Below are 25,368 nucleotides of genomic sequence, written 5' to 3'. Positions count from 1 at the left end.
GTGATTTTCTCCTCAAACACTTAGTTGACTGGTCATGACGAACGTATCTCTTCCCGCATCCCAGCGGCTCGCTGTAACCGGCGCTGTCCTTGCTTTGGGCCTTGTCACTGTCTTTGCCTATGGGGTCTCCGGGCCACGGCAGGCCGGAGCGGTGCTGATTGGCGCTCTGGCAGGGCTTGCGCTGTATCACGCCAGCTTTGGGTTCACGGCGGCCTGGCGCCACATCGTGACCGAGCGCAAGGGAACCGGCCTCAGGGCGCAGTTTGTGCTCCTGCTGCTGACGTCGGCTGTGTCCTTCCCGCTGATCGCTTGGGGGGCTGATCTGGGCTGGCCAACCGGTGCTTTCGTGTTCCCGTTCGGCGTTGCTGCCGCCATCGGCGCCTTCATGTTCGGCGTTGGCATGCAGCTTGGCGGTGGTTGTGCATCCGGCACGCTGTTCACGGCGGGAGGTGGCTCGACCCGTATGATGGTCACGCTTGCTGCCTTCATTCTCGGATCTGTGATTGCGACGGCGCATCTGCATCTGTGGAATGCGCTGCCAGCGCTTCCGGCGATTTCCATTGTGACCACGTTTGGACCCGTGCTGGCGTTTCTGCTGACCGCACTGGTGCTAGGTGCCATCGCGTTGTTGACGATCTCGATCGAGCGTAAGGCGCATGGGCAATTGCTTGAACCGCGCAAGACCGGTTCGCTGCTGCGCGGACCCTGGTCGCCGATGCTCGGCGCGGTGATGATCGCGGTTGTCTCGGTGCTAACATTCGTGGTGGTGGGGCGCCCTTGGGGCATTACCTCCGGCTTTGCGCTTTGGGGCGCGAAGGTTTTCCATGCGGCAGGCATACCGGTTGAGACCTGGCCCTTCTGGCAGGGGCAGACCGCAGCGCTCGAGGGCAGCGTGTTCAGGGACACGACGTCCGTGATGAACTTTGGCATTCTGATCGGGGCTTTTGCCGCAGCGGCTCTTGCGGGCAAGTTTGCACCCGTCTGGAAACCGTCCGGGAAAGACCTGGCGACCGCAACCCTTGGAGGGCTGCTGATGGGCTATGGGGCCCGCCTTGCCTTTGGCTGCAACATTGGCGCCTATCTTGGCGGAATTGTTTCCGGCTCGCTCCACGGCTGGCTGTGGCTGGTGTTCGGCTTCCTGGGCAGCCTTCTTGGTACCCGCCTGCGCCTGAAGCTGGGGATGGGTTGAGCCTTCGCCTAAAAGGCAACATCACCCGTAACCTTCGGAATAATGGGGGCGAGGCATTCATGCAGCCGCGTCTCCCATTCTACCATCTTTGCCCGGCTTGATCCGATAGGGTTGAGCGGCAGAAACAGGCTGTAGAGCGGTTCTATGCCATGGACCGGCAGCCCTCTCGCCGATCTGGCGCCTCCCTCACGGTGTTCCTTGAAACGGCTGGCGATCGGGCGGGAGGTCGAGCCGACATAGGCGCCGTACCACTGGCTCGTTTCCGTGTATCCGCCGCGCAGGATCACATAGACCTTTCCCCTGCCGCCCGTGCCTTTGCGCTCATTGGCAAGCTGCGGCAGAAGCGTGCCGAGCACAGCCGCTCTGGCCGCGCCAAGCCAGGGGATCGGCGCCAGTTCCAGTCTTGCGAACTTCATCCGTGCGTTCAGATCCTCCCGCCGCTCCGTCAACTCTTCAAGCGCAAGCGTTGCGAGCTCCAGATTGGGTGGGTCAAGCTGCAGCCAGCCGCCAATCAGCGTCTCAAGATGACGGGATTGCCAGCCCGAAAACGGCCGCCCGGCCTCGTAGCCGAGACCATCAAGAGGCTGGTTGCAGTCGGGGGCGAAGGTGCGGTGGCGCATGATCTTGTCTTGAGCGGATAATTCAGGGGACCTGACGGGCGGATGGTCAAGATCATTTCTTAGCCGGTTCTGGCGCCACTTTCACCGGTTTTGCCTGTTTAACGGTCTTGCACCGAGGCGCAAGAATCCCCACACTCTCCATATCGTCAACAGCTTGAAAGGAGGTGTGCCCATGTCTAGTGAGACCCCGAAATTGGCCCAAATGTCTGGGCGGAATTTGCCGGTGCTGGAGCAGCCTCTGGTGTCGCGCAGTTTCGCCGGGATCTGATCCGGACAATTAGGTCAAATCGATCTCATGGGAGGGCCGCAGCTGCGGCCCTCTTTGCTTTTGAAGCGCCCACTCCATCGTTTGGCCTGAGTGGCCTTGCCGGATTAAGTTGCGTATGCAACTAATTGACCTTCCATGCATCCCCGGACCTTCTGCTTTGGAGGAAGCGGTCCGGAGCGGGCGCAGGACCCTGGGAGGTGACAGATGATACCGGTGCTTCATTCCTATTTCCGCAGTTCCACCTCGTTCAGGCTGCGCGCTGCGCTGAACCTCAAGGGCATCGAAACGGAATACCGGGCCCATCATTTGCGCCTCGGCGAGCAGCGCTCTCCCGCCTATCTCAAGCTCAATCCGCAAGGGCTGGTGCCCGCGCTTGAACTGCCGGATGGAACGGTTCTGACCCAGTCGATGGCGATCATCGAATATCTGGACGAAACCGTTCCGGAGCCGCCGCTGCTGCCGGAGGAACCTGTGGCACGGGCGCAGGCACGGGCAATGGCCCAGATGATCGCCTGTGAAATCCATCCGGTGAACAATCTCAAGATCCTGACCTATCTGAAGACCGAATTCGGGGCAGGAGAGGAGGCCGTTGCGGTCTGGTTCCGGCATTGGGTGGCTGAAACGTTCGCGCCACTGGAAAACCTGCTGGCAAACCGGCCGGTCGCGCATGCCTATTGCTGTGGTGACACGCCAGGGCTTGCGGACATCTGCCTGGTGGCGCAGGTGACGAACAACAAGCGGTTTGCAGTGGACATGACGCCCTATCCGGTCATTTCCGCCATTTACGAGCGCTGCATGGAACTGCCTGCCTTTCAGAAGGCAGCCCCTGCCAATCAGCCGGATGCGGAGTAGGTCTCAGACTTACCCGATGCCAAGTGCCTTGCGGACCACTGGATCCTTGAGCGAGCAGTCTTCTCCCAGATACGCATCGCCTGCCTTGCCGCAGAGCCAGGCGATGGCCTGTCCGACCCAGTCCGGGTCGAGATGGGCCGTGGGGGCGAGGCGGCTGTAATCGTTGATGCCGGATGCGCGAATGCTGGCCTGCATGCCGGTCGCCACCGTGCCGGGGCTGAGGCCCAGGACGCGGATTCCCTCTCTGCGCCATTCCAGGTCGGCCGAGCGGGTGAGGGACAGAACGGCCGCCTTGGAGGCGCAATAGTGGCTCCAACCCTCGATCGGCCGGCTTGCCGCCCCCGAGGACAGGTTGATGATCGTTCCGGATTTCTGCTCCAGCATGACGGGGCCGGCTGCCCGCAGCCCGTGGTAGACGCCCTTTATGTTGACGTCAGCCACCTTGCCCCAGGCATCCGGATCGGATGTTTCCAGACGGCTGATGGGATCGATCAGCCCTGCGTTATTGACGAGAATATCGAGGCGCCCGGTCTCTGCCAGAGCCGCACGGACGGCAGCTTCCACATCGGCGAACCGGGAGACGTCGCAGGCAAGGGCATGGGCAATGCCGCCGTCGGCGGTGATTGCTTCGGCGACGGGCTCTACGGCTTCCTGGGTGCGGGCGGTCAGGAACACGGTCGCGCCGCTGGCAGCAAGGTGGCGGGCGGCAGCCGCGCCGATGCCGCGGCTTGCTCCCGTGATCAGGGCAGTCTTGCCGGAAAGGTCAGTCACGCCAGATACTCCAAAGAACGATAGAATTGCCGGGCTTGCGGTTCGAAGACCCGTGTTGGGTTATTATCTTGCTGATATTTTTCAGGGGTAAAGAACTATTCCGCTATGTGCGGGCAACTCATTTTGTCATGGTCATTTTATGAGTGAAGCAATGTCCCCTTTGAGGCAGAGGCTGAGAGGTCTCTATTTTGGCGAAACCCGGGAAGCAAGGATCTGGCGCTATGCCATCCTGGCTTTCGATATCCTCACCATTCTCTATTTCATCGTTTCATCGATGGTCGACCCTGACCGGGTCCATCATGAGCTGGACTATGTGATTGCGGCCATTCTGGCTGCCGACTACATCGGCCGTCTCCTGGCATCGGACAGGCCCATGCGCCACGCGATGGAGTTTGTGTCGCTGGCCGATCTCGTGGTGATCGTGTCCCTGCTCGTTCCCGCCATTCTGGAGAATTTCGGCTTCCTGCGCGTGGTGCGGATGTTGCGGCTGCTGCGGTCCTATCATCTGCTCAAGGAGCTCAGAAGTTCCTCCGCCTGGTTCAAGCGGAACGAGGAAATCATTCACTCCGGCCTGAACCTGTCGGTGTTCATTTTCGTGGTGACCGCGATTGTCTATGTGGTCGAGCATGACCGCAACGCTTCGATCAACAATTACCTTGATGCGCTCTATTTCACCGTGACCACCCTGACCACGACGGGTTTCGGGGACATCACCATGACCGACAGCATGGGACGGCTCCTCACGGTCGCGATCATGATCTTCGGGGTGGCCCTGTTCCTGCGCCTGGTTCAGACAATTTTCCGTCCTGCCAAGGTGAAGGTCCCCTGTCCGGATTGCGGTCTCTCCCGGCATGATCCGGATGCGGTGCATTGCAAACATTGCGGCAAGGTTCTGAACATTCCGACCGAGGGCGAGTGGAGCTGAGCTCCGGCCGATGACAGATCTTTCACCGCAACGTGTTGGGTCTGCCCTTTCTGACTGTTGACCCGGAAGAGCTGCCGGGGTCAGGTGCTGACCTGACACAGACAGGTATGGGAAGACAGGCATCGTCATGACTTCAGGCGCAGATTCGGGCAGCATCACCGGCGCGGATATCATTGCAGGCAAGCTGCATGCGGCGGGGTGCCGTCACGCTTTCGGCATTCCGGGCGGAGAGGTTCTGGCGCTCATGGGGGCACTGGATCAGGCGGGCCTGCGTTTCGTGCTGGTGAAGCACGAGAATGCCGGTGGCTTCATGGCCGAGGGCGGTTGGCATGCGGACGGCGCGCCCGGTGTGCTTTTGGCAACGCTTGGTCCGGGTGCTGCCAATGCGGTCAATGTGGTTGCAAATGCCTGGCAGGACCGGGTGCCTCTGATCTTCCTGACCGGCTGTGTCAGTGGCGCCGAGGCGGAGAGCTACACCCATCAGGTCTTCGATCACCAGCAGATGCTGCGGCCCATCGTGAAGGCGAGCTTCCGGGCGGAGCTTGGCGCACTGGACGTCATGATGGAAAAGGCCATTGCCATTGCTCTGGATGGCCAGCCAGGTCCCGTTCACATCGATGTGCCGATCTCCGTTGCCGAGGCGCAAACCAGCGAGCCATGGTCGAGCAATCCCTTGCCGGGGCCTGCTATCCTCGCTCCAGCTCCGGGGCCAGCCTTGCAGCAGGCATTGACCCTTTTTGCAGGCGCAAAACGGCCGATTGCGATCGCAGGCGTCGATGCGGTGAATGAGGGGGCAGGGCCGGAGATTACCGCTTTTTGCCGGAAGTTCTCCATTCCGCTTGTGACCAGCTACAAGGGCAAAGGCCTGTTGGAAGAAACAGACCCACTGGCGCTGGGCGGGGCAGGATTGTCTCCCAAGGCGGACGGAATTCTCCTGCCGTTGATCAACCAAAGCGATTGCATCCTGCTTTTGGGCTATGACCCGATCGAGATGCGGATCAACTGGCGCAACCCCTGGCCGGAGACGGCGCCCGTCATTGACATCGCGCCGGTGTTGCGCACCCACGGCATGCACAAGTCCAGCGTTGCTCTCCGTAGTTCCGTAGTACCAGCGTTGGGCATGTTAACGGCAGCGCGCAATGAAGAGGCTCAGTCCTGGCCGGATGGGGAGCCGGAGCGGGCACGGGCCGCGCTCGAAGTGGCCTTCGCACCGGAAGCCTCCGGCTGGGGCCCGGCGACGGTCTTCCACACGCTCAATCAGGTGCTGCCGCCTGAAACCGTTGCGACGGCGGATAGCGGTGCACATCGCATTCTGGTCAGCCAGATCTGGCGCAGCCATTCGCCGCGGGGAATGTTGCAGTCCTCGGCGCTGTGCACCATGGGATGCGCCGTTCCGCTGGCCATGGGGCACCGGCTGGTCGATGCAGACAAGGCGCCGGTTGTTGCATTCGTTGGCGATGCCGGGCTGGAAATGTGCCTTGGCGAATTGTCGACCCTCCGGGATTTGCAGATCCCGGTGATCATCTGCGTCCTGGTGGACCGCTGCCTGTCCTTGATCGAACTCAAGCAGCGCGCCAGCCAAAGGCCAAATGTTGGCGTCGAGTTCGGCGAGACGGATTTTGTCGCGGTTGCGCAAGCCTATGGCGGAACTGGCGTCTGGGTGGAAGATGCGGCAACGTTGGCCAAGGCCGCGGAGGAGGCTCTGACGCGCCCTGGCTTTACCCTGCTGGCCTGCCGGATCTCCGACAGGGCTTACGACGGGCGGCTTTAAAGGTTTTCCGGATAGAACTCCCAGACCAGCTTTTGCGAGAGCGTTTCGTCGTTGAGCCGCATGCGGGTGCTTAGCAGCCGGGATTGGCAGTCCAGCAGCACGTTCCGGTAAACCGGATCGAACGCGAGGTTTTGGTGGGCCGCTGCCTTGCCGGTCTTCATCAGAACCGGCGGCAATGTCGGGCAATGGACATAGAGCCAGTCCTGGGTCTGCAGGCACAGGACCGACAAGCCATTCTTCGCTCCCGCTGCGATGCCGTCTGGCGTGACAGCGAGATTGCGGAAGTCATATTCAAAGACTGCGCCGTCGCGCCAGTCTTCCGGAACTTCGCCTTGCAGGATCGGCAAGAGAGAGCGGCCATCCGGCGCATGGTCCGGGGCAATGCCCATGAGCGCCGTCAGTGTCGGAAAAACATCTGCCGCTGAAGTGAAAGCTTCACAGGTCTGGCCAGCTTTGGCACCCGGCAGCCGGATCACCAGCGGGATGTGGTAGCTCTGCGGGTAAAAACCGCCTTTGCCGAGCATCCAGTGGTCGCCCATCATCTCCGCATGGTCGGAGGTGAAGAGGATGACTGTGTTGTCCTCCATTCCCGCGTTCCGAAGACCCTCAAGCAGCCTGCCGAGCTGGGCGTCCACTTCTGAAATCATGCCATGGTAGAGCGCCCGGATCCGCTTGAGGTCGCGGCGGCTGAGATCGCTGACCAAACCACCGGCTCCGGGAATATGGCTTGAGATCTTCTGGGTCTGCTGCAGCGCTTTGACCAGTGGATGGAAGGCTGCTTCTTCCTCGGCCGTTTCAGCGCCTTCAAATCCGGCGTCATCCTCCGGATCATAGAGTGCGTTATAGGGGGCCGGTGCGCAAAGCGGCGGATGCGGGCGCAGGAAAGAGACATGGGCAAACCACGGCTGGTCTGTCGCCTGACCGGCCAGCCAGTCCAGAAACCTGTCCGTCAGGAATGCGGTCTGGGTTTCATTCGCGCCATATTTTGCCGGTTTCAGCGAAACGCGTTCGCCAGGCTCCATTTCGACGTGATGGATCGCCGCGAGGTCTTCCTCGCCATAGCCGCGTTCTTTCAACCAGTCGAGCCAGGGGCCATCGTCTTCCGGCAGGATCTGGCCGGTCTCAAAGCCCGGCAGGACGCCTTCATAGGTCAAAAGCGCCGGATCGCCGGGGGCAAGGCGCCGCGGGTCAGGTGCGGTGTCCGTGTAGCCGAACAACGTTGGCCGGTAACCGGCCCGCCGGGCGGCCAGGGCGATGGTGTCGAACCGTGCGTCCAAGGGCGAGCCGTTCCAGATCACCCGGTGGTTCATCTGGTAAAGGCCGGTATAGAGTGAGGCCCGCGCTGGAGAACAGGGGGCCGTTGCCGCGAAATGGCGGGTGAACAGGGTACCCTGCCGGGCAAGCGCATCCACATTCGGCGTTTTGACGGCCGGATGTCCCGCGCATCCGAGACTGTCGCCTCGCCACTGGTCAGCCGTGATCAGCAGAATGTTAGGACGCCGCTTCATTACGGCTCCAGGCTCTTGATCAGCTCCGGCAAGTCGGCGACCGTATCGATGACATGGTCGGCACCTGCAGCTTTCAGTTGGGCCGTCGCATAAATGCGGAGCGCATCGACTGCTTCCGGCGAAAGGCTTGCCAGCTCTTGCGGGGTCTTGCCGGCATAATTGCCCGACAGGGCAAGGCCAACAGTGACGCAACCGGCAGCCACGCCCTCAGCTATGCCAGGCTCGGTGTCATCCACCTTGATCACGGCGCTGGGGGGATAGACCGCCAGATCCACGAAACACTGATACATGCCGAGAGGGCCGGGGCGTCCCTCGGCCAGATCGTCGGCGCAGATCAAATTGTCCGGCTCGTAGCCCTGGGCGGCCGCAACAGGCAGAACCCTTTCCATGATCGACCTTGTGTAGCCCGTTGTGGAGCCGATCTTCATGCCCCGGCTGCGGAGCCACTGCACCGTCTCGAGGGCCCCGGGGACCAGTGTTGCATAGTCTGCGACCACGTCCTCGTTCATCGGCACGAAGATCTTGTAGACCGCGTCTACATCCTCATCCTGCGGCAATTGCCCGAAGGTCTGCTGCCACTGGGCAGCGATATCCGGGCCATTCATCATGGCCCGGATGTGATGCCACTTCGGCGCTCCCATTGGGCCCCGGGCCTGTTCGATGGTCGCGGTGATGCCGAACTTTGCGAAGGCCTTCACGAAAACGCCCATTGGCGCGAAGGACCCGAAGTCGATCATGGTTCCGGCCCAGTCGAAGACGACGGCCTTGAATTTGGTCATGCGGCGGCTCCCTTGCCGAACAGATCCGAAATTGTTTCCTCGCCAATAGCAAAGGCGGTCGACGCGCCGCAGCCTGCCGTGACCACAACAATACGTGTGGCCTCGTCGGGCGCATCGGTAAACCGCCAGCGATCGGCTGCGGAGGCGTAGGTTCCTATCCAGCTCTCACTGATCTGATAGGGGCCAAGATCCAGGACCGCGTCCATTTCCTCAAGGATGAGTTCGTTGACCCGCTTGTGCAGGAACGGGTCGGGTGTTGGCGAATAATGGTGGCTGTCCCCCACGACCAGACTGCCGTCGGCCGATTGCACCACGATCAGGTGAATGCCGTTCTCTCGCAGCTGTGCCTGTTCCTTGTCGAGGCTTTGCTTCAGCGCTTCGGCCTCGGGCAGTTCCGCGTAGCCGAGATAGCGGGCTAGCCCGAGGTCGGACATGACGGCGGTTCCAAGGGACATCGGCGTTTGCGGAGAAACCCTGAGCATCTGCAGCTTGCAGCGGGTCACGCCGTAGGGGGCGATCCGGCTTGCGAAAAGTCCGGTGAAATCATCGCCGGGACAGACGACAACTGTTTCCGCATGAACCTTGCCCCGCGATGTCACGAGCTTCGGTGTTTCGACCGACGTGACGCTCGTCTGCCATAGAAAGGTCACGCCGAACTGTTCTTCCAGCCAGGCGGCCAGCCGGGGCAGGGCCTCCCGGGATTCAACGCGCAGCTCATGGGGCGAATAAAGCGCTGCCGTGATTCTCTCCGCCCGCAGGCAAGGGGAAAGGGTCTTTGCCTCTTTTGGAGACAGCCGCCGGCAGCCTTCGGCCATAGGGGTCTGAAGAAAGGCATCGATCACGGCTTCGGCCTCGGGCCGCCGGGCGGTCATGGTCAGTCCCTGATGCAGCACGGGGATGCGGGCAGCTTCCGAGACCTCTGTCCAGACGGCCCGGCTGCGCCAGGCCTTTTCCCAGCAGTCTCCCGCCTGCTGGCCGGTGACTGTAACGAAGCCGAAATTGCGGATCGATGCGCCATTGGCTGCGGCATCCCGGTCCATCACCACCACGGATTTGCCAAGCCTTGCGGCGGCAAGGGCATGGGAGAGGCCGACAATTCCAGCGCCAACAACGGCAAGGTCATAATGGGGGTGAGCCATGCGTACGAGATCCCTCGGGATGTGAAAGGCCCAGCCCGGAGGACTGGCCGGGAGAAGCTACGATGGTAGGCGGAATGTTTGTATCGAATTCTCATAATTATAGCTTTTAGCTATAATTTCAGATCAGACGACCGCGCTGCACAAATTCCCGCTGGACCGGCCCAGCGGTGAGGCGATAAGAACTTTGCTCAAGAAAAGGGTCCGGGAGCGAAGCTTACACAGGATCCATGGGAAGGACGCCATGCAGATTTGTGCAAGGAAACAGGAAGTACGCGACCGGGTTGCCAGCCTGCGCCGTCAGGGGCAGACCATCGGTCTTGTGCCGACCATGGGCTTTCTCCATGAGGGCCACCTTTCGCTGGTGCGGGAAGCTGCGCGCCGGACGGACCGGGTGATCGTCTCCATCTTCGTCAATCCGACCCAGTTTGGCCCCAATGAGGATCTGGCCACCTATCCGCGTGACCCGGAGGGGGATCTGGCAAAGCTGAGGGCCGAAGGCGTCGAGGCTGTTTTCATGCCGGACGTGGAGGAAATGTACGGCGCCCGTGGAGACACATTCGTCGAGGTGCCTGGGCTCTCAGGCGTGCTGCAAGGTGCGCTCCGGCCGGGGCATTTCCGTGGCGTTTCCACCGTCGTGACCAAGCTCTTCAATATCATCCAGCCCGATGTCGCCGTCTTTGGCGAGAAGGATTTCCAGCAGCTGGCGATCATCCGCCAGATGGTGCGTGATCTGGATATGCCGCTCCAGATCGCTGGTCATCCGACCGTGCGGGAGGATGACGGCCTCGCCATGTCGTCCCGGAATGTGCGCCTTTCACCCGAGCACCGGGCTCAGGCGCCAGCCTTAAACCGGTCATTGGCAGCGGCAGCCGCGCTTGCACCGTCCCGTCCCGGGATCGCCAGCCTTGAAAGCACTATCCGCGCGGTTCTGGCAGAAGCGCCCGGCGGCAAGGTCGAAAGCGTCGATATCCGCGATGCGGCGACCCTTGCGCCTCTGACCGGCGAGCTGGACCGGGAGGCGGTGATTCTGCTTGCCGTGCGGTTCGGACCGGTTCTTCTGATCGACCAGCGCGTCATCGCTCCTTGAGATTTCTCGTGACCCGGCCCGCCGGGTCGCCGCCTAGGCACATTTGCTGAAAGGAAACGCCATGAGCGTTCAGAAAGCCGTCCGCCGGATTACGGTTCCCCAGATTGCTGCGCGCAAGGGCGGCGAGCCGATTGTCTCTCTGACGTCCTATCATTCGCACACCGCTGCGATCGTGGACAAATATGCGGATTTCATTCTCGTCGGTGACAGTCTTGGCATGGTCATGCACGGGTTGGAAACGACCATTGGCGTGACCATCGACATGATGATCGCCCATGGCAAGGCTGTGGTGCGCGGCACCGAGCGCGCGCTCGTTGTCGTCGACATGCCCTTTGGCAGCTATGAGGAAAGCCCCTCCGTGGCGTTCCGCAACGCGGCCCACATCATGAAGGAGACCGGCTGCGGTGCAGTGAAGCTGGAAGGCGGTAGCCGTATGGCCGAGACAATCCATTTTCTGACCGAGCGCGGCATTCCGGTCATGGGCCACATCGGACTGACCCCGCAGTCGGTTCATGTGATGGGTGGCTTCAAGACCCAGGGCCGTTCCGAAAACGATTGGGCGCATCACCTGAAGGATGCTCGCGACGTTGCCGAAGCGGGGGCGTTCAGCCTCGTGGTGGAAGGTATGGTCGAGCCACTGGCCGCTGCCGTCACCAAGGAGGTCCACATCCCGACGATCGGCATCGGCGCCTCTTCCGTCTGCGACGGCCAGATTCTCGTGCTGGAAGACATGCTCGGCCTCAACCCGAAGCCGCCGAAGTTCGTGAAGGTCTACGGCTCTCTCGGGGAGCAGATCGAAGACGCTGTCAAGAACTACGCGGAAGAAGTCAAAAGCCGCGCTTTCCCCGGCGAAGGCCAGGTTTACCGCTGATTTGCTTTCCGGACGGGAACTTCCCGTCCTGCTTGCCCAACGGCCGCATGAGCCGGGTCAAAGCCCCGGCGTAAAATCCCGGACGGCGGGTTGGCGCATGGCTGGCGAGATGGAGTTTGCCGTGTCGCGAAGGGCCGGCAGAATTTCCTTGAGCAACCGGTCCTCGTCATAGTGATGCGATGACACCGAGCATTGGATGGCGGCAGAGGATCTGCCATCCGGGCCGATGATGGGGGCGGCGATGGCAAGCTCGCCAATGATCATCTGGCTTGCCGCAACCGCGTAGCCATCCGTCGCTGCTTGCTCTACGGCCCGTCCAAGGGCCTCCCTGTCCAAAAGCGTGTGAGGTGTGAATGCCCTCAGCGTCCAGGTCTCCACAATCCTCTTTCTTTCTTCTTCCGGGTAAGTCGCGATCATAACGCGGCCGCTTGTCGTCATCAGCGCAGGGAGACGCCGTCCGATAACCGTCGCGGCAAAGTGCGTGCGCTTGCAGGGCAGACGGTTGACATAGATGATGTGATCTCCGGACATTTCCGCCAGGTTGACGGTTTCCCCCAACTGCTGGGAGAGTTCGATCAGCTTGGGCAGCGTCCTGCCGACAACCGGGTCGGCCCAGTAATAGGCGAAGGCAAGTTCCAGCCAGGCATGAGAAGGCCGGTAGCGTTTGGTGACCGGGTCCTTGTCCAGCATCCCTTCAACGTGGAGCGTGTTCGCCAGCCTCTGAGTGGCGCTTTTATCGAGACCGGTTCGCTCCATGAGATCCGTCAAGGAGAGGTCGGTGTGCTGGTCGTCGAATGCCCGCAGCAATTTCAGACCTTTCGCCAGTGAACCGACATAGAGAGTGTTTTGCTTTGTCTGCATGCATGCCGCCTTTTTGAGCGAAATTTCCATTCGAGACTTGACGATCTGGTCAGTTCCGAGAATATTTTAAAAATAAAAAAATACTAGGTATTAATATATAATACTTTCAGAGCAATGGATGCGTGTTTCAAAGGCATGCAAAGAGAAGGAACAGGGGAATGAAGGCATCATTTCTGAAGACCACGATCGCGGCGTCTGCGCTTCTCGCCGCCGCAGGTTCGGCTTGGGCGGACAAGGCCAGCGGAACGTTGAATGTCGCCTTTACGAAGGAGCTGGAAAGCGTCGACAGCTACTTCAATTCGGCACGTGAAGGCGTCGTTCTTATGCGCGCCATCTGGGACGGGCTGATTTACCTCGACCCGGTCACCAATGAATACAAGGGCAACCTTGCTGAATCCTGGACCTGGGTCGACGACACGACCCTGGAGTTCAAGCTCCGCCAGGGCGTCAAGTTCCACAATGGGGAACCCTTCAACGCGGATGACGTGGTCTATACGGTCAACTTCGTTGCGAAGGAAGAAAACGGCGTAAAGACACAGCGGAACGTCAATTGGATGAAGTCTGCCGAGAAGATCGACGACTACACGGTTCGCATCTATCTCAAGGACAAGTTCCCGGCGGCTATTGAATATCTCGCGGGTCCAGTGGCGATCTATCCGAACGAATATTATGCTGAAGTCGGTGCTTCCGGCATGGGGCTGAAGCCGGTCGGCACGGGTCCTTACAAGGTGACCGAAGTGGTTCCCGGTCAGCATTTCGTGCTGGAGAAGAACGAAAATTATTTCGACGGACCGAAGGGCCAGCCGACGATCGGCAAGATCGATATCCGCACCATCCCGGACGTGAATACCCAGATGGCTGAACTGTTCAGCGGCACGCTTGACCTCATCTGGCAGGTTCCTGTGGATCTGGCGGAACGGCTCTCCAGCATGGAACAGTTCACGGTGGCGAACGAGTCGACCATGCGCGTCGGTTACCTGGCGATGGATGCAGCAGGCCGCAGCGGTGCGGACAATCCCTTCACCAAGTTGAAGGTGCGCCAGGCCGTCAACTATGCGATTGACCGCAAGACGCTCGTCAGCGCGTTGCTCAAGGGCAAGAGCCAGGTCATCTGGACGCCTTGCTATCCGAGCCAGTTCGGTTGCGATCAGAACGTCACCCATTACGACTACAACCCGGAAAAAGCCAAGGAGCTTCTTGCCGAAGCCGGATACCCGGATGGGTTTACGACGGAGTTCTATGCCTATCGTGACCGTGAATACGCGGAAGCCATTTCGCTTTACCTGAATGCTGTCGGCATCAAGACCGATTTCAAGATGCTGCAGTATTCCGCGCTTCGTGAAATCAACATGAAGGGCGAAGTGCCGATCTCGTTCCAGACCTGGGGCAGCTACTCCTTGAACGATGCATCGGCCATGGTCAGCCAGTACTTCAAGCACGGCTCGCTGGACGATGCCCGTGACGATCAGGTGCTTGCCGATCTGAACGTTGCCGACAGCGCGACTGATCCGGAAGTGCGCAAGGAGTACTACAGCAAGGCTCTGAAGCGGATTGCCGACGAAGCATACTGGGCGCCGATGTTCTCCTACAACACGAACTATGTGTTCACGAAGGAAGTGTCCTACACGCCGACGGCGGATGAGGTCCTGCGCTTCACAACCATGACCTGGAACTAACAGGCTCTCTCCGGGCGGCTTGTCCTGGCCGCCCGGTCTATTGCCCGGATTTGCCTCTGGCCGTGTTGCGGCTGGGAGAGATCCCGTGTTCTTGATCCTGTGGAGTACCCCCGTGCTGAACTTCATATTGAAACGGCTGATGCTGGCCGCCATTGTTGCTTTGACGGTTTCCTTCATAAGCTTCAGCCTGATGTTTCTGTCCGGAGATCCGGCGGCAGCTCTTGCGGGTGAAACCGCGAGCGGTGAGGACATCGAGGCGATCCGCGCTCTCTACGGCTTCGACCGGCCCATGCTGGTTCAGTACTGGGAGTGGCTGGGCTCGGCTCTGTCAGGCGATTTCGGGCAAAGCTATTATTTCAAGCTGCCAGTGGCGTCCCTCATCGCCGACCGTCTCGGTGTGACGATGACGCTCGGGGTTTGCGGCATTAGCTTTGCTCTGCTCACGGCCGTGCCGCTCGGGGTTGCCGCGGCTATCCGCCCGAACTCCTTCATCGACCGTCTCTCCCTTTTCCTTTCCGTCGCGGGCCAGGCCATGCCGAGCTTTTGGTTCGGCCTGATCCTCATTGTCGTGTTTTCCATCAAGTTGGGTCTTCTTCCACCATCAGGGGCCAATAGCTGGAGGCATTTCATCATGCCGACCATCGTCCTTGGCTACTATGCGATGCCCGCGATCATGCGTCTGACGCGCGCTGGGATGCTGGACGTGCTGTCGTCCGATTATATCCGCACAGCACGCGCCAAGGGGGCATCCGAGACCCGGGTTTTGTTCAAGCACGGGTTGCGTAACGCCATCATTCCGGTGGTCTCTCTCGCCGCCGTGCAGATGGGTTTCATGCTGGGCGGCTCGATCGTTGTTGAATCGATTTTCGCTTTGCATGGTGCCGGCTTCCTCGCCTGGGAAAGCATTGGCCGCAACGACCTGCCCACAGTTCAGGCTCTCATTCTCATCTTCGCGATGTTCTACATCGTCTTCACCTTCCTGGCAGATGTGCTGAATGCCTGGCTCGATCCTCGTATGCGGAGCAGCTGAGATGACAGACATGAACGCAAACGATCCTCTTTTGCAGGAAGTCTCAGGTCCATCCCCGAGCCAGATCCTGATCCGCCGTGTCGTCACGCATCAAGGGCTGATGTTTGGTTTGGCCGTGGTCTTGCTGCTGGCTTTGGTCGCGCTTTTCGCGCCGCTCCTGGCTCCGCATGATCCCTATGCGCAAAATCTTCTGGCGCGCATGAAGCCACCGGTTTTCCTGGGCGGGACCTGGGAGTACCCGCTTGGAACAGACCATCTTGGCCGCGACTATCTTTCCCGTCTGATCTATGGCGCACGCGTGTCGCTGATGATCGGGGCCATTGCAGCCCTGATTTCCGGCTTCATCGGCACGGCCCTTGGAGTATCCGCCGGCTACTTCGGCGGCAAGGTTGATGCGGCGGTGACCTTCCTGATCAACGTGCGCCTTGCCTTGCCGGTGGTGCTGGTTGCCCTCGCGGTGGTTGCCGTCATGGGCGGGTCGTTGCAGATCGTGATTATGGTGCTTGGACTCTTGCTCTGGGACCGGTTCGCGGTGGTGATGCGGTCCTCCACCTTGCAGATCCGGCGCAGGGAATATGTTGCAGCCGCCCAGGCAATCGGAGCCTCGACCCCGCGCGTGATCTTGTCCGAGATCATGCCGAACATCGTCAACAACCTCATCGTTGTCGTCACTCTTGAAATGGCCCACGCCATCTTGCTTGAGGCCGCTTTGTCCTTCCTCGGCGTTGGCGTGCAGCCACCGACGCCAAGCTGGGGCCTGATGGTGAGTGAAGGCAAGAAGATGATGCTCTTTGACGCCTGGCTGGTTCTCATTCCCGGTGCGGTGCTGTTCGTGCTCGTGCTGGCGATCAATCTGATGGGTGATGGTCTGCGTGACGTCACAGCCCCGGAAAACAGGAGCTGATGGATGACTGAACCTCTCCTGACTGTCCGCAATCTGAAGCTGGACATCCCGGTTGCTAGCGGCACGCTTCATGCCGTACGCGGCATCGATTTCGAACTCAACCGCGGCGAAACCCTGTGCATCGTAGGTGAGAGCGGGTCCGGCAAGTCGCTGACCTCTCTTGCCCTGATGGGGCTCCTCGGCAAACGCATTCTCCGCAAGGCGGATCAGATGACGTTTGACGGCACGGAGTTGACCACGATGTCCGCCAAGGAGCTGCGCAAATTGCGCGGCGGGCGGATGTCGATGATCTTCCAGGAGCCGATGACCTCGCTCAATCCGGCCTACACCATTGGCGATCAGCTGATGGAGGCGCTGCTGCTTCACCAGCCGGTTGGACGGGCCGCCGCCCGGGCGCGGGCGATTGAGCTTCTGGAAAAGGTTGGCATCACCGCGGCGGAAAGCCGTCTTGGCCAGTATCCGCACCAGCTCTCCGGCGGTTTGCGCCAGCGTGTCATGATTGCAATGGCGCTGATGTGCGGTCCGGAGCTGATCATTGCTGATGAGCCGACGACCGCACTGGATGTGACCATCCAGGCGCAGATCCTGCGCCTGCTGGTGGATCTCACCCGCGAGATGAATATGGCCATGATCCTGATCACCCATGATCTCGGCGTCGTGGCCCGTGTCGCCGACAAGGTGGCGGTGATGTATGCGGGCGAGTTGGTGGAGACTGGCCCGGCTGCAGATATTTTCGCCACACCCTGCCACCCCTACACCCGAGGTCTTCTGCGCTGCATTCCGCTGCCCGGCAAGACCGAGCGGGGCAGTGAACTCGGCACCATTCCGGGGATCGTTCCGTCTCTGGTTGGCGAGGTGGAAGGCTGCGTGTTCCGCACCCGCTGTGACTATGCTGAAGCTGCCTGCCGGGAAGCCATTCCCCACCGCACGAACGGTGCGCACAGATTCCGCTGCATACACCCTGACGGCATGCGCCACGCTGAGGAGGTCCCGGCATGACAGACAAACCTGTTCTGGAACTTGAAGGCGTTACCAAGACCTACCGGGTCAAGCAGGGCCTGTTCGGGGGCGTCAAGCCGCTGACCGCCGTCAACAATGTCTCCCTGTCTCTGCAAAAGGGCGATGTTCTCGGCCTCGTTGGCGAGTCTGGCTGTGGCAAGTCCACCATGGCGAAGATCCTCTTGGGGCTCGAACAACCAACTGCCGGAAGGGTTCTGGTGGATGGCGAGGAGATCAGCGGTCATGACCGGCTGGCGCTTGCACGGCGTATCCAGCCGATCTTTCAGGATCCCTATTCCTCGCTCAATCCGCGCAAGACCATCGCCGATGTCATCTCCCTGCCGCTGGTGGTGCACAAGGTCGGCGATCATGCCAGCCGCATGAAGCAGGTCCGGGAGATGCTGGATGTGGTGGGATTGCCCTCCCGCGTGATGAACACCTATCCGAGCCAGATGTCCGGTGGCCAGCGCCAGCGCGTGGCGATTGCCCGCGCGCTGATCATGAAGCCGGAGATCGTCATCTGCGACGAGCCGACGTCGGCGCTGGACGTGTCGGTACAGAGCCAGATCCTCAATCTTCTGGGGGATCTGCGCCGTGAGTTCGGCCTGACCTATCTCTTCATCAGCCACAATCTGGCGGTGGTGGAGCATCTGGCGACCCGTGTCGCCGTGATGTATCTCGGCCAGATCGTGGAAGAGACGGATGTTGCGAGCCTCTTCGAAAATCCGCGTCATCCCTATACGCAGGCACTGCTCAAGTCGGTTCTGACCCCTGAGCCGGGACTGGGTGTTCCCGATACGCAGCTTGGGATGGCCTATCCTAATCCGATTGCGCCGCCGCCCGGTTGTCATTTCCATCCGCGCTGCCCCAAGCGGGGCGAGCCTTGCTTCACGAAGGCTCCGCGTCAGATCCCCATTCCTGGCGGGCATGTGGAATGTCACCTGCATGATCCGGACGTTTTGATGTCTGGTCAGAGCCACGCTGCGTGAGTGGCCAGTATGTCTGAAATTGCACTTTCCAGCACGCAGACCGTCCGCAAGACGGTGATTGAAACGCCCCATGGCGTGGTGGCCGCTCAAAACAGTCTGGCGGCCCGCGCTGGAGCAGAGGTTCTGGCAGCGGGTGGGGATGCCGTCGATGCGGCTGTCGCGGCCTCCTTTGCCATCGGGGTTGTTGAGCCTTGGATGAGCGGGCCGACCGCAGGCGGAGCGATGATGCTCTGGCGGGCCGGGGAAGGCCGCGCCTATGCCGTGAACCACGGTATGAAGTCTCCGGCAGCGCTTGATCCTGCGGATTACCCGCTTAGTGGAAAAGGCAAAGCCAGCGATCTCTTCCTCTGGGAACAGGTGGTCGATGACCGCAATGTATTTGGCGCCACTGCCGTCGCCATTCCGGGAACTGTCGATGGTCTCGGGCAGGTTCATGCCAGGTTTGGTAAAATGCCGTGGGCGGATCTGCTCGCACCTGCCATCCAGCATGCGCGCCAAGGGCTGCTGGTCGACTGGTATGCGGCGCTTATCATTGCCTCCAGCACGCGGGCTCTGGCCAATGATCCGGACGCGGCTGCGCTGTTTCTGGAAGATGGCCAGTGGCCGACGATTTCCGGCTGGACGGCGCTTGCCGAAAAGCGGCTGGATCAGTCCCGCATGGCGGCAACGCTGGAGCAGATTGCCCGGAACGGTGCGCGTGAGCTTTATGACGGCGAAGTCGGCGCGGCCATGGTGGCCGACATGCGCGCCAAGGGCAGTGTGATGAGCCGCGAAGACCTGGTGAATTACCGGGCCGAGCTCACGGATGCCTTGAGCTTCGATTATCGCGATGCGCGGATGCATGCCGTACCGGGGCTGACAGCTGGTCCAACCTTCAAGACGACCCTTGAGATGCTGGAACGGAGCCAGTTCGGCTCAAAGCCGGATGGAGAGACCTATCTGGCCTACGCCGATGCGTTGAAAGCTGCCTATGAACAGCGGCTGGCGACCATGGGCGACGAAAACGAGAACCCCGGGACGCCCGCTTGCACGACGCATTTTTCTGTGGTCGACCGTGAGGGCAACATGGTGGCGCAGACCCAGACGCTTCTGTCGATCTTCGGGTCACGTGTGGTGTCGCCGTCGACCGGCCTTCTCATGAACAACGGCCTCATGTGGTTTGATCCGGTACAGGGGCGTCCCAATTCCCTCGGGCCTTCAAAGCGCTGCCTGATGAATGTCTGTCCGGTGATCGGCGAGAAGGGGCAGACCCGCATTGCCTTTGGCGCGTCGGGCGGGCGGAAGATCGTGTCCGCCGTCAGCCAGATGGCCTCCTTCGCGCTGGATTTCGGCATGGGAGTGGAAGAGGTCTTTCATCAGCCCCGGATCGACAGTTCCGGCGGACCTCTCATCGTGGCGGACGATACCTTGCCGGGCGCAGTATTGGAAACCCTTTCCACGCGTCATGAGGTGCGCCGCGCCCGCCGGACAGTCTTCCCCTATGCCTTTGCCTGCCCGGCAGGGGTCATGCGCCGGGGGGATCTGAACTCCGGCTGCACCGAAATCATGTCGCCCTGGGGCGATGCCATCTCTGAAGCAGATATTCAGGACAGTTGAAACAATGACCCGCGATGCAGCGATCGACCACGTCTCCAGCTATTTCGATGACGGCCAGTTTGTAAAAGATCTGGCCGGCCTGGTGGAGTTCGAGACGGAAAGCCAAAACCCTGTCCAGAAGCCTGAACTGCTGCGCTATCTGAAAGAAGCGATGCAGCCGCGGTTCGAAGCGGCGGGCTTTACCTGCGAGCTCTTCGAGAATCCTGATCCGTCCGGCGGTCCTCTGCTGATTGCAGAGCGTCATGAAGGCGACAGCCTGCCGACCGTTCTGACCTATGGCCACGGCGATGTTATCCGTGCGCAGACGGATCAGTGGCGCGAAGGGCTGCACCCCTTCAAGCTGGTTGAAGAAGGCGACAAGCTTTATGGCCGCGGCACCGCTGACAACAAGGGCCAGCACCTGATCAACCTTGCGGCTCTGGAAGCGGTGATCGCCGCCCGCGGCAAGCTTGGCTTCAACAGCCGTTTTGTCGTGGAAATGAGTGAGGAAGTCGGCTCATCAGGTCTGGCCGAGTTCTTCACTGCCCAGAAAGAAAAGCTGACGGCGGACGTACTCATCGCGTCCGACGGACCGCGCTTGCAGCCGGACCGGCCGACCATGTTCATGGGGTCGCGCGGCGGCATCACCTTCGATCTGGTGGTGGATCTGCGCGAAGGGGCGCATCATTCCGGCAATTGGGGCGGGCTTCTGGCCGATCCGGCGATGATCCTGGTGCAGGCGCTTGCGACCATCACCGACGCTCGGGGCCAGCTCAAGATCCCCGAATGGCGTCCCACCAGCCTGACCCCGGCCATCCGCGAAGCGCTCGACGGTCTGCCGATCGAAAGTGAAACCGGACCGCAGATCGACAAGGACTGGGGCGAGGAGAGCTTGACGCCGGCTGAGCGGGCCTATGGCTGGAACAGCTTTGCCATTCTGGCCATGACCAGCGGCGTTCCGGAAGCGCCGGTGAATGCGATTTCCGCCAGGGCGCGCGCTGCCTGCCAGCTGCGCTATGTGGTTGGAACCGACGCGGACGCCGTTCTGCCGTCTCTCCGCCGTCACCTCGATGAGCATGGTTTTGAGAAAGTCCAGATCGTGCCCCACGATCGCGGGTTCTTCCGCGCCACGCGGCTCGATCCTGATCATCCCTGGGTGACTTATGTGAAAGACTCGCTCACCCGCACAGGCGGGCGCGCGCCGCATGTGCTGCCGAATCTGGCGGGCTCGCTGCCCAATGACAGTTTTACGGATATTCTTGGTCTGCCGACCGTCTGGGTGCCGCATTCCTACCGGGCCTGCTCGCAGCATGCGCCGAATGAACATGCCCTCAAATCTCTCAGCCGGGATGCGCTGCGCCTGATGGCCGGTCTCTTCTGGGATATTGGCGAAGGCGGCTGTCCGCGCTTGTAAGATTGAAATCAGGCGGGAGATTAATCTGTCTGCCGCCTGATTTCCGGGAAGGTCGCCAAAAGGTCATATGCCTGAGGTATGCCGGAAGCAGATGTTCTATACCTGCCTGAGCCTTACCAGTCTGAGGATGACACCATGACCACTGACCTTGCTTCTCCGACGGATAGCCCGGAGACCCTGCACAATCGTGCCATGGAGGCGCTGACGGGCGGTGGAGCGGAGACGGGGCAGCCCAGTTCGATCACCGGACCCGGCGGAGGCGGCAAGTTCACCCCCGAAGGCGCCGTTCTGCCCTGGCCCGGCAACACCTTCATTTTCCATATCGACAAAGCCTCTCCGGCCTATTCGGCGCTGTGTCAGGTTCAGGACGCATTGATGGCGCAGCCATTAGCCAGTCATTTCACCTATCTGCCGCAACCCAGCTTCCACATGACCGTGTTCAGCGGTGTCGGCGGCGAGCCGCTTGATCCGGATGATTGGCCTGAAGGCGTGGAAAAAGGACTGCCGCTGGCGGAAGTGACCCGGATCTTCATCGAACGTTTGGCTGGGTTCTCTGCGCCTGCCGGATTGCGGATCAGCTTGCCTCATCTTCACGCAGGTTATTCCATGATGGTTCGTCCGGAAGGCGCCGAGGCCGAAGAGAGGTTGCGCAGGTTGAGGGCGCAGCTGCGGGAGTTGACCGGCCTTTCGCGCGCCGATCACGATGGTTACCGCTTCCACGTCACCCTGGCCTATAGACTCCGCTTCATGACCAAGGAACAGGCGGAAGAGGTGATCCGCAAATGCGCCGAGATCCTCGCGCCACACCGCGAGGCCCTGTCGGATATCCGGCTGGGGCCGGTGGAGTTCTGCCAGTTTGAGGATATGCACGCCTTCAAGCCAAAGGCCCTGATCACTGATGGCGGGTTGGTCCAGCTTTGATCAGCTGACAGCTTGAGAGTGTTTTTGACGCGCTTGCGTAAGACGCTGGAGCTGCGTTTCCCAGCCGGACTTTGGCTTTGAGGGGCATGGCTGGCGGTTTCAGGCGGGCGCGTCCGGCAGATGCGCCCAGAACCTTTCCATGATCACAGATCCCGGCACGGTTCTGCGGAACACCAGAACATCGAGCCGGACGTCCGGCAGACCGCTGTCGAGGACAACCAGCGAACCGCTCTCCAGTTCTTCCGTGATGGCGCTCTCCGGAAGCCAGCCGATGCCTGCGCCATGCAGGATCATCCGCTTGACCATCTCGGACATGGAGTTCTCGAAAACAGTCCGCAGCTCCGGTCCCTGGCCCCACATTTCCCGGATCAGATCGTGCTGCACTTTGCCGAGAAAACAATCCGTCGTATAGGCGACAAGCGGTATGAACGACGTATCCCTGCTGCCGTCCAGGCTATAAAGAGGCGCGCCGTTCCCGCCTGCTGCGGAGATGAGGAGAAAGGGATCAGAGCCGATCTTGCGGGATTCGAAGCGGCCTGCCTGAAGAATGGGGGGGCCGAGCGTGTGACCGTAGCACAGTGCGATCTCACACCGGCCAAGCGACAGCGCCTCGATACAGTCGTAAAAGTCGGTGGCACTTATGCGTGTGGCAAAGGATCCGGCGTTTTGCTGCACCTCTTCGAGCAGCTTCGGAAAGATGCTGAGCGCGATTGTGTGCAAGGCGCTGAAGGTTAGCGTGTCGGTCGTCAGGCTAGCCTGCTGGCGGCAATCATCGCGCAAGCGGTAGATTTCCCGCATCAGGTCACGGCCGGTTTCAAGAAAGATTTCTCCCGCCTTGGTCAATTTGACCGGAAAGGAGCTGCGGTCGACAAGCTCGATGCCGACCCAGTTTTCCAAGGCCCGGATCCGGCGCGAAAAGGCGGGCTGGGTTACGTGACGGGCAGCCGCGGCGACTGAGAAATTCCGTACGGCGGCCAGTTCAACAAAGTCCTCCAGCCAATTCAGTTCCAATGCACAGGCTCCTGCTGCCGCATAGCTCATAAAAAATCGGCATTTGCCCGGATGAGTGCCAAATGCATCAATGCACAGCATCAAGCCGAACCCTAGATAGCAAATCTACCGGAGTTTTCCGAGAATGCGGACCGTTTATCTCAACGGAGACTATATAGAGGAAAGTGAAGCCAAGGTCTCGATTTTTGACCGCGGCTTCTTGTTTGCCGATGCGATATATGAGGTGACGGCAGTCGTCGATGGCAAGTTGATCGACTTTCCCGGCCATATGGAGCGGTTGACCCGGTCTCTCGGTGAGATCAACCTTGAGGTTCCCTTCGATCAGGCGTCTCTTCTCGAAATCCACCGGCAGGTTGTTGCGCGCAACAACCTGCGTGAGGGGCTGATCTATTTGCAGATCTCCCGCGGATCGACAGGGGATCGTGATTTTAATTTTCCGCTTGAGCCTGTCGCGCCGACCCTGGTGCTGTTCACGCAGGAAAAAGCGCTTATTGAAAACCCCGTGGCAGAGCGCGGCCAGAAAGTGATTCTGGTCGAGGACTGGCGCTGGCTCCGCCGTGACATCAAGACCGTTCAGCTTCTCTATCCCGCCATGGCCAAGAGCCTGGCACGGGACAAGGGGGCGGATGACGCCTGGATGGTTGAGAACGGGCAGATCACCGAGGGCTGCTCCAACAATGCCTATATCGTGACGGCGGACGGGACGCTGGTCACGCGTGCGCTCTCCAACTCTATCCTGGCTGGGATCACCCGCCAGACGGTGCTCCAGTGTGCCGCCGAATTGCAGGTCAAGGTCGAGGAGCGGGCGTTTTCAGCCGAGGAAATCCGGCAGGCGCGGGAAGCCTTTTCCACCTCTGCCTCAGGGTTCGTGAACCCGGTGGTGCAGGTCGACGGCTTTGCCGTCGGTGATGGCAAACCCGGACCGGTGGCCCGGCGCTTGCGCGAAATCTACATCAAGAACAGTCTTGCCACTGCCATTGATGCCCTGACGCCTCAACCGGCGTAAATACCTGTCTCCACCGTGCCGCCCTCAGATTGGGCGGCGCGGTACATACCCGCCGTGTTGAAAGTCAGAACCGGAGGACCACTTCTGCCGACGGCGATGATACCGCCGCCCCCACCGATCAGCGGCAGTTCGTCCAGCACCTTGCGCCGGGCGGCTTCCTCAAGCGGCAGTCCCGCATATTCCATCAGGGCCGCGATATCCCGGGCGACCGTCATGCGGATGAACATTTCGCCGTGGCCGGTTGCCGACACCGCACAGCTCTTGTCGCTGGCATAGGTGCCCGCGCCGATCAGAGGGCTGTCGCCGATCCGGCCAGGCTTCTTGTTGGTCATGCCGCCGGTCGAGGTGGCTGCCGCCAGATGGCCGTTCCTGTCCCGTGCGACAGCGCCCACCGTCCCGTATTTGTGGTCGCTGTGATCAAGCGAAACCTCGTTCCGGGCCTGTGCCTTGAGAAGCTGCTCGCGGCGGTATCCGGTTTCGAAATAACCGCTTGAGACCGCGCCGATCCCTTGCGCACGGGCAAAACGGGCAGCTCCATCCCCGGCCAGAAGCACATGCTCGGAGCGCTCCATCACCAGCCGCGCCAGGCTGACGGGATTGCGGATATCGCTGACGCCGGTGACAGCACCCGCAGCGAGATCTTTTCCGCGCATGATGGCCGCATCCAACTCGAACGTGCCATCAGCTGTCAGAACCGCTCCGCGTCCAGCGTTGAACAACGGATCATCCTCAAGCGCCCGGACAACGGCTTCCACGGCGTCCTCGCACGAACCGCCGTCGCTCAAAATGATGCTGCCGCGCAACAAAGCCTCCCGCAGTCCCGCGCTATAGGCGGTCTCGCGCTCCGGGGTCATGTTTTCCTTGAGTATTGTTCCGGCACCGCCATGCAGCGCGATTGCCCATCCGTCAGTCATGTTGAGACACCCATTTTCCAGTTTGATGGGCAGGGAAGCATGCGGCGGCGGGCCCGGCAATCCATGCTGCTATGCAAACTCTGCATACGACATGCCTAATACGCCTTGGACAAGTGGCGGCCTGGGGGCTTTCATGCGCACAACGCAAGCGGTGCGCACTCCCTGTGTGTCTGGTTTGGTCTATTGTTGGTACGGGAGGGAGGCCGATGCAATCCTGATCCCCTTTTGGGAGATCGCGGCATGGCTTGGCCCCCTCCCGCTTTAGCCACCCAACCTGAACAGTTGCAT

23 protein-coding genes are annotated in these 25,368 nt (G+C 60.7%); 15 read left to right on the top strand and 8 right to left on the bottom strand.

Annotated elements, in window-relative coordinates:
* The first annotated feature begins 34 nt into the window (after window positions 1-34).
* Window positions 35-1,189 (top strand): YeeE/YedE family protein, encoded by a 1,155-nt coding sequence (locus IG616_RS09265; protein WP_192147885.1) that lies wholly within the window; start codon window positions 35-37, stop codon window positions 1,187-1,189.
* Window positions 1,190-1,197: 8 nt separating this feature from the next.
* On the opposite strand, the gene IG616_RS09260 is transcribed toward IG616_RS09265, so the two are convergent.
* Window positions 1,198-1,809, bottom strand: coding sequence for a hypothetical protein (locus tag IG616_RS09260; RefSeq protein ID WP_192147884.1), 612 nt, complete (start codon window positions 1,807-1,809; stop codon window positions 1,198-1,200).
* Between the two features lie 472 nt (window positions 1,810-2,281).
* Here IG616_RS09260 and maiA point away from each other — a divergent pair, with 472 nt between their 5' ends.
* On the top strand, window positions 2,282-2,929 hold the full coding sequence (gene maiA, locus IG616_RS09255) for a maleylacetoacetate isomerase (RefSeq protein WP_192147883.1): 648 nt from the start codon (window positions 2,282-2,284) through the stop codon (window positions 2,927-2,929).
* A 9-nt stretch (window positions 2,930-2,938) separates the two neighbouring features.
* Here the strand turns inward: maiA and IG616_RS09250 are convergent, their stop codons facing one another.
* A complete protein-coding gene (locus IG616_RS09250; protein WP_192147882.1) occupies window positions 2,939-3,700 on the bottom strand; it encodes an SDR family NAD(P)-dependent oxidoreductase in 762 nt (253 codons plus the stop codon).
* Window positions 3,701-3,839: 139 nt separating this feature from the next.
* On the opposite strand from IG616_RS09250, the gene IG616_RS09245 reads away from it, so the two are divergent.
* Together IG616_RS09245 and IG616_RS09240 are read left to right on the top strand one after the other, a co-directional pair.
* Window positions 3,840-4,625, top strand: coding sequence for an ion channel (locus IG616_RS09245; protein ID WP_073007776.1), 786 nt, complete (start codon window positions 3,840-3,842; stop codon window positions 4,623-4,625).
* Between the two features lie 127 nt (window positions 4,626-4,752).
* The gene (locus IG616_RS09240; RefSeq protein WP_192147881.1) at window positions 4,753-6,396 is read left to right on the top strand and encodes a thiamine pyrophosphate-binding protein; all 1,644 of its coding nucleotides are present in this window, start codon (window positions 4,753-4,755) and stop codon (window positions 6,394-6,396) included.
* Here the strand turns inward: IG616_RS09240 and IG616_RS09235 are convergent.
* From IG616_RS09235 to IG616_RS09225, 3 genes are read right to left on the bottom strand one after another with little or no spacing between them, the layout of a single operon-like run.
* The gene (locus IG616_RS09235; RefSeq protein ID WP_192147880.1) at window positions 6,393-7,904 is read right to left on the bottom strand and encodes a sulfatase-like hydrolase/transferase; all 1,512 of its coding nucleotides are present in this window, start codon (window positions 7,902-7,904) and stop codon (window positions 6,393-6,395) included. The two genes, IG616_RS09240 and IG616_RS09235, sit on opposite strands and share 4 nt — an antisense overlap.
* Window positions 7,904-8,683, bottom strand: a complete 780-nt coding sequence (gene phnX / locus IG616_RS09230; protein WP_192147879.1) for a phosphonoacetaldehyde hydrolase — start codon at window positions 8,681-8,683, stop codon at window positions 7,904-7,906. The genes IG616_RS09235 and phnX overlap by 1 nt, the downstream gene beginning before the upstream one ends.
* Window positions 8,680-9,822, bottom strand: a complete 1,143-nt coding sequence (locus tag IG616_RS09225) for a TIGR03364 family FAD-dependent oxidoreductase (protein WP_192147878.1) — start codon at window positions 9,820-9,822, stop codon at window positions 8,680-8,682. The genes phnX and IG616_RS09225 overlap by 4 nt, the downstream gene beginning before the upstream one ends.
* Window positions 9,823-10,063: 241 nt before the next feature.
* Here IG616_RS09225 and panC point away from each other — a divergent pair, with 241 nt between their 5' ends.
* Both panC and panB read left to right on the top strand, forming a co-directional pair.
* Window positions 10,064-10,909, top strand: a complete 846-nt coding sequence (gene panC, locus IG616_RS09220) for a pantoate--beta-alanine ligase (protein ID WP_192147877.1) — start codon at window positions 10,064-10,066, stop codon at window positions 10,907-10,909.
* A gap of 61 nt (window positions 10,910-10,970) precedes the next feature.
* Entirely contained in the window at window positions 10,971-11,780 is an 810-nt protein-coding gene (gene panB, locus IG616_RS09215; protein ID WP_192147876.1) for a 3-methyl-2-oxobutanoate hydroxymethyltransferase, read from the top strand.
* A 57-nt stretch (window positions 11,781-11,837) separates the two neighbouring features.
* On the opposite strand, the gene IG616_RS09210 is transcribed toward panB, so the two are convergent.
* Entirely contained in the window at window positions 11,838-12,641 is an 804-nt protein-coding gene (locus tag IG616_RS09210; RefSeq protein ID WP_192147875.1) for an IclR family transcriptional regulator, read from the bottom strand.
* A 158-nt stretch (window positions 12,642-12,799) separates the two neighbouring features.
* Between IG616_RS09210 and IG616_RS09205 the strand changes: the two genes are divergently transcribed.
* The 8 genes from IG616_RS09205 (at window position 12,800) to IG616_RS09170 (ending at window position 22,149) form a co-directional block, all read left to right on the top strand.
* Window positions 12,800-14,317 (top strand): ABC transporter substrate-binding protein, encoded by a 1,518-nt coding sequence (locus IG616_RS09205; RefSeq protein ID WP_192147874.1) that lies wholly within the window; start codon window positions 12,800-12,802, stop codon window positions 14,315-14,317.
* 112 nt (window positions 14,318-14,429) lie between these two features.
* The gene (locus IG616_RS09200) at window positions 14,430-15,347 is read left to right on the top strand and encodes an ABC transporter permease subunit (protein WP_192147873.1); all 918 of its coding nucleotides are present in this window, start codon (window positions 14,430-14,432) and stop codon (window positions 15,345-15,347) included.
* A gap of 1 nt (window position 15,348) precedes the next feature.
* Window positions 15,349-16,251: an ABC transporter permease gene (locus IG616_RS09195; RefSeq protein ID WP_192147872.1), complete on the top strand. Its 903-nt coding sequence runs from the start codon at window positions 15,349-15,351 to the stop codon at window positions 16,249-16,251.
* A 3-nt stretch (window positions 16,252-16,254) separates the two neighbouring features.
* Window positions 16,255-17,250 (top strand): ABC transporter ATP-binding protein, encoded by a 996-nt coding sequence (locus tag IG616_RS09190; protein ID WP_192147871.1) that lies wholly within the window; start codon window positions 16,255-16,257, stop codon window positions 17,248-17,250.
* Window positions 17,247-18,239, top strand: coding sequence for an ABC transporter ATP-binding protein (locus tag IG616_RS09185; RefSeq protein WP_192147870.1), 993 nt, complete (start codon window positions 17,247-17,249; stop codon window positions 18,237-18,239). Before IG616_RS09190 ends, IG616_RS09185 begins: the two co-directional genes overlap by 4 nt.
* Window positions 18,240-18,248: 9 nt before the next feature.
* The gene (locus tag IG616_RS09180) at window positions 18,249-19,835 is read left to right on the top strand and encodes a gamma-glutamyltransferase (RefSeq protein ID WP_192147869.1); all 1,587 of its coding nucleotides are present in this window, start codon (window positions 18,249-18,251) and stop codon (window positions 19,833-19,835) included.
* 4 nt (window positions 19,836-19,839) lie between these two features.
* Window positions 19,840-21,228 (top strand): M20 family metallopeptidase, encoded by a 1,389-nt coding sequence (locus tag IG616_RS09175; protein WP_192147868.1) that lies wholly within the window; start codon window positions 19,840-19,842, stop codon window positions 21,226-21,228.
* A gap of 135 nt (window positions 21,229-21,363) precedes the next feature.
* A complete protein-coding gene (locus IG616_RS09170) occupies window positions 21,364-22,149 on the top strand; it encodes a DUF1868 domain-containing protein (protein ID WP_192147867.1) in 786 nt (261 codons plus the stop codon).
* A gap of 99 nt (window positions 22,150-22,248) precedes the next feature.
* Here IG616_RS09170 and IG616_RS09165 read toward each other — a convergent pair whose 3' ends face one another.
* Window positions 22,249-23,160: a LysR substrate-binding domain-containing protein gene (locus tag IG616_RS09165; RefSeq protein WP_192147866.1), complete on the bottom strand. Its 912-nt coding sequence runs from the start codon at window positions 23,158-23,160 to the stop codon at window positions 22,249-22,251.
* Window positions 23,161-23,284: 124 nt separating this feature from the next.
* On the opposite strand from IG616_RS09165, the gene IG616_RS09160 reads away from it, so the two are divergent.
* On the top strand, window positions 23,285-24,166 hold the full coding sequence (locus IG616_RS09160; protein WP_192147865.1) for a D-amino-acid transaminase: 882 nt from the start codon (window positions 23,285-23,287) through the stop codon (window positions 24,164-24,166).
* On the opposite strand, the gene IG616_RS09155 is transcribed toward IG616_RS09160, so the two are convergent.
* Window positions 24,154-25,080: an isoaspartyl peptidase/L-asparaginase family protein gene (locus IG616_RS09155; RefSeq protein ID WP_192147864.1), complete on the bottom strand. Its 927-nt coding sequence runs from the start codon at window positions 25,078-25,080 to the stop codon at window positions 24,154-24,156. The two genes, IG616_RS09160 and IG616_RS09155, sit on opposite strands and share 13 nt — an antisense overlap.
* Window positions 25,081-25,368: the final 288 nt, after the last annotated feature.

Source organism: Roseibium litorale (assembly GCF_014842915.1).
In the GTDB taxonomy this organism is placed as follows: Bacteria; Pseudomonadota; Alphaproteobacteria; order Rhizobiales; family Stappiaceae; genus Roseibium; species Roseibium litorale.
Note: the sequence above shows the minus strand (reverse complement) of the source record. Positions and strands in the feature narration are given on the sequence as shown.